This window comes from Aquimarina agarilytica ZC1 (assembly GCF_000255455.1).
Lineage (GTDB): Bacteria > Bacteroidota > Bacteroidia > Flavobacteriales > Flavobacteriaceae > Aquimarina > Aquimarina agarilytica.
In genome coordinates, this window is record NZ_JH621307.1 from 1 (window position 1) to 9,168 (window position 9,168).

The window sequence follows — 9,168 nt, forward strand, 5'->3', positions numbered from 1 at the left end:
TACTAAAAATCTGTCTTTTTTGTTATAAAAAAATCAAGTAATTTTAATCGAACTCAGGTTAATATGTTGATTTGCTATGATTTATAGTTTATGTGTTTTCTTATGTGGCATTTTGCTTATGTCATGAACGTATAAAATCTTTTCTGCAGGGAGTAAAATGTGAATAATCAATAAATAATTAACAAATGAAGGTTTTTTCCTTCATTTGTTAAATTACAGCCTAAAATGAACTCAAAAAATGTTTATTAAAAGTTGAATATTTTTTTAGTATTTACATAATAATCTTAGACTTATGTCGTTACTCCGTGAATTTCGTTGTGAAAAAAAAAAGATATAAATACTAACAATCTGTTTTGTAGTTATTTGTGTTTTTGTTTACGTTTTTGGTTTTATTGTAATCTGTTTTAAGGTGCTTACATGAAGTATTTAACTGGAAAAAAAAGAGCTCAAAAAAAGCCGATGTATTGTTTGTTTAATACGTTGATAGTAAAAACACAAGCAAGTACAATAATAGGATAGAATTGAGTAGGTATTATCTTATAATAACGATTTGATTATACTTAATAAAATCAACTTTAAATAATTACTATGAAAAAACGATTACTTATTTACAAATTAAATTGTATAAGTTTAGTTTGTTTTTTATTCTCAGCTAGTAATTTATTTTCTCAAGTAAAAGGAGAAATAATAAATTTTAAAACTGTAGCCAATGAAACGATTCAAGGGGACATGGCTATTATTGGTAATAGTATTTTAGGTATAAAGGGAGATTTTCCTAATCCTAATGGATCAGGAACGCTAAACTTTTCTCCAAATGACGATTATAATGGCTTTGAGAGTAATGGAGTGTCTAGGAGAGGGAGTATAGACTATAACCGAGCATATATTGATATTGATAGTGATCCTAGTTTTTCTGCTATTTTTAATGCAAGTCTACCTAGTTCGGAAACAACATATGGAGGTACAACTAATGTAAATGGTTCACCAACTAGTTTTAGTGGGCAGGGAACATTCAGTTCTAGTGCTGCAAGGCTAGATACCAACAAAGAATGTGCTACAATTGTGAAGGCATATTTATATTGGTCAGGCTTTTATTTGGGAAATACTTTTGATTCAAGCAATGGATCCTTAAATACACCAAGAACTTCTTTTTGTGGTGCTAATTGTGAAGACTATACTGAAATTAAGATTTTGCCACCTGGAGGTAATCAATATTACAATATTAGTGCTAATCCCGCTAGTACATCAAATCCCAATGGAGTACAATTACAATCTGAAGTGATTGTTGATGGTAAAATAGGATCTTATTACAATAATTTAATCAAAAGAGCAGATGGAAGTAATATAGGTCAAATTCAAGGTGATGCTTATGTGTGTAAAGCTGATGTAACAGCACTTTTTAAAGATTTAGAAGCAAATAATATTGAAATTGATGGATTTTGGACCGTAGCAAATATTGTAGGAACTACAGGATACAGAGAATTCTCTGGTTTAGCTGCAGGTTGGACTTTGGCAGTAATTTATGAAGATCCTACACCTTCTGTAACTTCAAAAAATATTTACTTTTTTGATGGTTTTGCATCAATTAATTTTAATGATACACCAGTAGATTTTGATTTGCCAAACTTTAATACGATACCTAATGGAGAAATTAAAGCCTGGATTGGGGCAGCTTCATTAGAAGGAGATAGAGGATTGAGGGGAGATCAATTTTTAATTGAAACAGAATCTTCTAAAGTGAATTTTCCTCAAGTAGGACCTTTGAATCCCGCTAATGTACCTACGTCTGCAAGGCCACTTTCAGAGAACTCAACTCCGGACAATTCTCGAAACTTTTTTAATAGTACGATTACTAACTTGGCAGGTGATACTAATTTTAGAATGCCAAATTCGCAGAATACATTAAGCTATGATACCGATCATTTTCAGTTGGTGAATACAAATAATAGAATATTAAACAATGGTAGTGGCATTGGAGGTGGTATGACGGATACTACGGCAAAACTTTATTTAAATACAAATCAAGATAGCTATAGTAATTTTTTTACGGCCTTTGCTGTAGAAATTGTAGCGCCAAATGTTATTGTTGAAAAAAGATTTTTTGATGGAAATGGAAATACATTTCCTGACTCGGCAGTAGTAAATTTGGGAGATACCATTATTTATAGTCTAACAGTTAGGAACATAGGTAATGATACAGCAACGAGTGTTGTTTTAGAAGATTTAATACCAATTAACACCAACCTTGATGCAAGTTCATTTACTTATGATGGATTTACACCAACAAGTTTTTCAGTTAGTTCTGGGCAACCAATTATTGATGATTTGACTGGTTTGACATTTTTAACCGATAATATTAGTATTGGAATACCAGATTTAACAGGTTTAGATTGTGGAACTCCAAGTTCTCCCGGGCCATGTTTAAACGAAGTGAAAATTGAATTTAAAGTACAAGTAGTTGCGCAATGTAGTGAGTTGCGTAATGCTTGTAATAATGTGGTTAAAAATATTGCTACTACAAGTTATACAGGTATATTAAATACAAACACTTTTGATTCTAAAAGTGTACCAAGTTTTGATGATACTTGTGGGGCTTTAGTATCTGAACCTAGTATATTTTTATCAGACCAAGAACAATGTCAAGATGTTACGGATTCTGTTTTGTTATGTGGAAGTGAACAAGAATTAGAAGCGGGTCTTGGTTTTTTAAGTTACGAATGGTTTAAATTACCAGAAGGATCTACAAGTAACAATCCGAATGATGGGGTGCTAATTCTGTCAAAAACAAATTTAGATACAGACCCTAATAAAATTGTTATTACTGAAACGGGGAGGTATATAGTTGTTGAAAAAACAGATAGTCCTTGTTTGAATATTACTCAAACTTTTGATGTAAAAATATTTGATCCTACATTAACCACTTTTAGTCCTTTTAGTAATCCTGCATTAAATGGCACAAAATTAGATCCTTGTAGTGTGGATGGAGAAATAGTTACTCAATTTTTACTGTGTAATGGGCCTATTGATATTACTGCCGATTATGTTAATCCAGATACTGGGGATAACATATTTTATCCAAATGGGACACTGTTAACGTGGTCAAAATTCAATGAGGGTTCATGTCCTCGACCTGATAATGATAATAATTGCCCTTATGTTGGTGATGGTTGTACATATTCGGAGGTTAAAAGTGCAGTGGTGGATACTATGAATGAGGAGACATCACTTTTTAATTTAGCAGAAACTGGAAATTATAGGTTAGAAATTGTTTTGCCTGGTGGTTGTAGCAATATCTTTTACTTTACAGCATCTGAGGTTGATCCCGGTTTGGGTATCTCAGTACCACCTGAGGCTATTTGTTCAGGAGAGGCTTTAGTTCAAGTAAATGGTTTACCAAGTTCGGTAACAGGTAGTAGTTTACAGTATAGTTTAGAATTTTTAGTAGATACAGGTAGTGGGTTTGTATCTGAATTATCGCAAACACCCACAAGCGCAAACTATGGAAGTTTTAATATACCTAAACCTAATCCAATAGTAAGGCTGGTTAATGTACGTGTAATAGCAAAGCCTTTGGTAATAGGTTTATCCGATACTGCAAGTTGTGAATTTATATTTGAAGATACTATTGAGTTCACGGATCCAATTATAGAACGATTTGAATTTACCAGATTGCCTTCATGTAGTGTGGATAAATTGGTAAGTAGTGAAGATGATACAACCGCTGATATTATTGTAGAAGTAGCTCCAGGAACACCACAGTATTATTATCAATTAATTGACACTAAGGGGACGCCTACATTAAGTGATGACGTTATTGCCGAAGAATCGTTACCAACAAGTAGTTTTTCATTCCCGTTTTTTAATGTAGATCCTAACGGGACTTATAAAATTCGTGTTTTTTCTGGAAATAGTGCGAGTATAGCCTTAACAGAACCAATTACAAATGCAGAATGTGCACAGGAAGCGGGTCCAATTCAAACACCTCCTTTTCCAACTTATTCTGGTACATTTTCTATTCAAAAAGAAATTACATGTACCGCTGGTGAATTTAAACTTGAATTATCATCGCCAACTGCCTCATTAGATTTAACACCGGCAGTATTTCAAATTCTTGAAATTGGTATTACAGGTAGAGGAATCAGTACGGTATTTAGAGTAGATGATGTGAGTAATGAACCACCGGTTGTTGATGATTCAGCAGGTGGATTACCGACAGGTCCCGATGTTTCAGATGTTACCTTTGTGGACATTGCTTCGCTTCCTGCCGAGTTAACCTTGGAAATTGATTTAAATGGATGTATTGTTACCCAAAAAATTCCAAATCCACTTAAATTATATGAAGGTTTAGATTTAAATATTGCAGATGCTTCTGTAAATCCTATTTGTAATGGTGAAAGCAATCATCGTTTTAGAGTAACTCCGACCAAAGCAGATGGTACGGATTTACCTGCTGGTAGAATTTTTGAATATGCAGTAATAGCCGGTCCAATAACAAGACCAAGACAACCAGATCCGATTTTTATCAATATGTCCGCAGGAACATATACGGTAGAAATAATAGATATTACGAATCCTGATGATGAATGTACTGCTCAAAAAGAATACATAATTACAGATCCAGATCCTTTAGTAGCGCCTGAGTTAGAGGTAGTAGATAATTTGGCTTGTGATACTGATGGAAGTATTACCATAAAAGATGCAGCTACTTTAGATATTGGCGGAACAGGAACCTACATCGAATTCCAGCTTTTCAATGGCGGTTCAGTACCTGTACGTACCATAACATCCATAGCGGATCTTCCTTTTAGAGACCTTAAAAAAGGAAATTATACACTTGTTATTATTGATTCTAATGAATGTGAATCCCCAGTATCTAACGAAATAGTTTTTGACTTATCAGGTGATATTAATTTTGTGCCAGAGAATCAAATAGAAATTACACCAATGAATAGCACTGTAGAGTGTTTTGAAGATCGTACAACAATTAGCTTTGGAATCAGTAATTATACTGGTTTTTATAAGTATGAAATAAGTGATGGTTCGGGAACTATTATTGACAGAAATGTGACCTTATTAAATACAGCAACAACAACTAATGTAACTACATCTAATACATTAGGTATTGGAACTTATACTATTGAGGTTATTGCTACGGATGCAGCAGGAGTTGATACGTCAAAAAGTTTGTGTTCCGATATAGAAATTGTACAAATTACGGGTCCAGATAAACCTTTGGAATTAACTATTGATAAGGTAACAGAATTAACTTGTGATCGTCCAGTAACTATTTTAGCTTCTGCCGATGGTGGGACAGCTCCTTATACTTTTGAATTAGTCGAAACGGCAAATCCCTTAATTGTTATTGGAACAAGTACTACTGGTTTTTTTGGTAGTGATTTAAACATAAGAGAAGGAAGTTATACCGTTCGTGTAAAAGATAATTTTGCGTCATGTCCAAGTGATGAAGAAGCTTTACCAGTAATAAATGCAGTCGTATTGCCAAGTGTGTCAATTACAGCGACTCCAATTGTGTGTAAAGAGGATGTGTCAACTATTACAGCAACTCCAACAGCGGGTACGGCACCAGTAACTTCAATAAATTATACGTTGTTAAAAGTTGATAATGCTGCTGGAGATAATCGAGTATCTATAGCAGGTGTACCGCCACAAAACAGTAATATTTTTACAAACGTTATTCCTGGTGAAAATGGAGCAGCTAATTTTTATTTAGTAAGTGTCATTGATAGTTTTGGTTGTACGGTAGATTCGAATGTAGTATCATTAGAAAAACCAGATCCAATAGCGTTAACTAGAGATTTACTTATACCAATTGCTTGTGATAATACCAGATCCGATAAAGGAGTAGAAACAGCACGTTATCAGATAGGGATTTCAAGCGGGACCTCCATTTCAACAATTGAATTACTTACCGGAGACCCTAAAGAATCTACTACTGTTGTTGCGGAAACAAATAATAGTACAGGCTTAAGTTTAGGGGTTTTCGAATTACCAACTGGAGTTAATTATTTTAGAGTAGTTGATAGTAATGGTTGTGAGGAATTCACTACAGTGATTGTAAGTCCTCCACCAACGAACATTGAATATGAAATTGTTTCTCCCGATGATAAACTATGCGCCGATAGTACTGGTTTTGTTGATATAGCAGCTCCTGTATTGGGAGGTGTTGGTGAATATACGTATAATCTTTATTTGGCGAGTGATACTAGTTTTGCTAATCCGTTAAGTGATACCACAACACCAGCAGTAGTAAAAGAAACTGAAACAAGATTTACAGGCTTAGATGAGGGAGATTATGTATACAGAGTAACCAGTGGGCCAACACAAATATTAGGATGTACCCCTGTAGTAAAAGGCTTTACAATTGAAAAACACCCAGCGCTTACTTTCGAAACTTCGTCCACAGAAATTTCATGTTCTGGTGAAGAAGATGGTTCGATAACAGTTAAATTGGACGAAGGTTTAGGTATTGGGCCATACACTATCATTATTGTTGAAGAAGAAGGTGTCGTAGAAGGAACTGCTGATTTTGCAGATGGGGACATCCAAGGGACTATTAATTTAGGGAAAGGAAACTCGGTGAGTATCACATCGGATACATTACCTGCTACCGTTGAAAATTTAGCCGCAGGTGATTATGTGGTTATAGTAAATGATTTAGGAACAGGCTGTATCACTGGAGAGCAAATTGAAACTATTGAATCTAAAGAGGCTATTTTGGTTACCGAAATCATGAGATCTTCACCTGATTGTTTAGGTGACGAAAATGGAATGATTACCTATGAAATTAGTGGAGGTAGACCACCTTACTATTATGTTTTGGTAGAGGAGCGTGATTTGGATACCACTCCAGAGCCTCTAGCAACTACTATTTTTGGTGTGCCTGAAAATGAAGTGGCAGATTCGGGAGCTGTAGATCAATTAACGTTAATGAACTTAAAAGCAAATGTCTCTTACGAGGTTTTTATTGTAGATTCTGGAAATGGCATGCCAATGCCAGAGCTATTAATTTGTGAACCTATTTTACGTGAATTTACACTTGAGTTGCCAGATATTAATAATTTTACGGCCATCGCTATTCCAGATTGTAAGGAAATTGATGACCCAGAAGATTTTGGAACCTATACTATTATAGGGACAAACAGGAATGAATTGATCAATGCTGCTGATATTACTTATGTGGTTGTGAATAAAACCGATGGAACTGAAGTAAAGCGAGGAGTAAAAGGTGAAGATATGATTACAGAGGTACCGGCTGGGGATTATAATGTAATTTTAGAATATGATACTCCAGGTGGAACAACAGTTTGTCCATCGGAACCCTATGAATTGGAAGAGTTAGTTCCTTTTACTAAAGTGGCTTTTGTAACACAACCTGATGAGTCGGGTAGTTTAATTCCTTTTATTCAAACACGAAGAGTAAATAAATACAAGTTAGAGGCTATTGGAGGTATTGTGAGTGACGGAGACCCTAATCCGTATATTTTTACTGTATTGTATTCCACTACCGAGGGTGGAATTCCAGATAAAGAAGTAGCTATAAATGCAGATGGTACTTTTGATGTGGAAGAAAATGGTTTTTATACCTTCAGGGTAACCGATAAAACATTTAGAGGTGAAGATGCGGCTAATTTATGTTTTGATCAAATTGATGGGATCTATATTAAAGTTATTAATCTAGAGATTCCTAATGTGTTTAATCCAGACAGTAGTAATTATGCAGAAACTACATGGTATCCAGATAGATTAACGGTGTTTACAACAAATAATTTAGATCCAGATCCATTTATTGATTACGAGAATATGGAAGTATTGGTTTTTGACCGTTATGGAAGAATGCTTAAAGAATTTAAAGGAATAAAGCTTAGAGAAAATGGTGAAGGATGGGATGGAACCTATGGAGGTTCGGTAATGCCTTCAGGTGATTATTGGTATTTGATAAAATTAAATGACGATCGCGGGCGTGAGTTCACAGGACATTTTACTCTTTATCGTAAATAATTTTTATAGTGAATAGACAGTTAAGTTTTATATATTTTTTGCTTATAACTTGTTTTAGTATTAAGGCACAGGAATTTAATCTTCCAGTGATTAATCAGTATATAACGGATAACCCATTTTTAATATCGGCATCCTATGCCGGTATTGGGGATTGTTGGCAAATACGAGGTACAGGTTTTGAACAATGGGTAAGCTTGGATAATGGACCAAGTACTCAAACACTATCTGTTGATGGTCGTATTCAGGATCGAACAGGGGTGGGGGCTGTATTGTTTAATGATAGTAATGGATTTACATCCCAAAAAGGGTTTCAGGGTTCATTTGCACATCATTTAACCATAAGCGAATATTCACGTCAATATTTATCATTTGGAATAAGTTATAAGTACACACAGTTTACTATTGATTCATCAGAATTTAATCGCCCCATAGCTGCGTTAAATGGTGATATTAATACTGTGGATCATAATTTTGATGCCAGTGTGTTATATCGTTTAAAAACCTTTTTTATAACAGTTAATGCAATTAATTTACTTGAGAAACCATTGGAGGATTTTAGTGTAAATGAACCAGGAAACTTAACTAATTATTATGTGTATTCGGGGTTTACATTTGATAATGTATTTAAAGAATTGCAATTTGAACCTTCTGTATTGTACCGTCAATTTTCCAGTGATCAACGTTCCACGTTGGACACAAACTTTAAGGTGCGAAAATTTTTTCAGGATAGTTATTTATGGGGCGGAATATCGGTTCGAAGCCTAGTAGATCAGGAATTTAAACCCCTGTCAGTATCTCCAATGATAGGGATTAAAAAAGCAAAATTTTATTTCGCCTACGGGTATCAAGCAAATGTAAATGAGGTATCTGGAACAGATAATAGCGGATCCCATTTACTTAGTTTAGGAATTGATTTTGGTTGTAAAAAGAGTAATTGTGGTTGTACCTATTAATTTTTAATTGGTATTACAGCTCATTTTGTGTAAAAAAGAAGTCAATGAGAACAATAAGAAAATCAAGAGTTTGTTGCTCCTTTAACCTTTAACCTTTAACCTTTAACCTTTAACCTTTAACCTTTAACCTTTAACGGCGCATTCAGAGAATGCTTGATTCTCAAAAATTATACATAAAAAATCCAAAATTTGATAA

At 34.3% G+C, this 9,168-nt stretch carries 2 protein-coding genes; both read left to right on the forward strand.

The features are described from left to right. Positions 1-588 precede the first annotated feature (588 nt). On the forward strand, positions 589-8,019 hold the full coding sequence (locus tag KQA_RS0217755) for a T9SS type B sorting domain-containing protein (RefSeq protein ID WP_010182967.1): 7,431 nt from the start codon (positions 589-591) through the stop codon (positions 8,017-8,019). An 8-nt stretch (positions 8,020-8,027) separates the two neighbouring features. Then, positions 8,028-8,972 carry a PorP/SprF family type IX secretion system membrane protein gene (locus KQA_RS0217760; RefSeq protein WP_010182968.1) on the forward strand — a complete coding sequence of 315 codons (945 nt, stop codon included), beginning with the start codon at positions 8,028-8,030 and terminating at the stop codon, positions 8,970-8,972. Positions 8,973-9,168 lie beyond the last annotated feature (196 nt).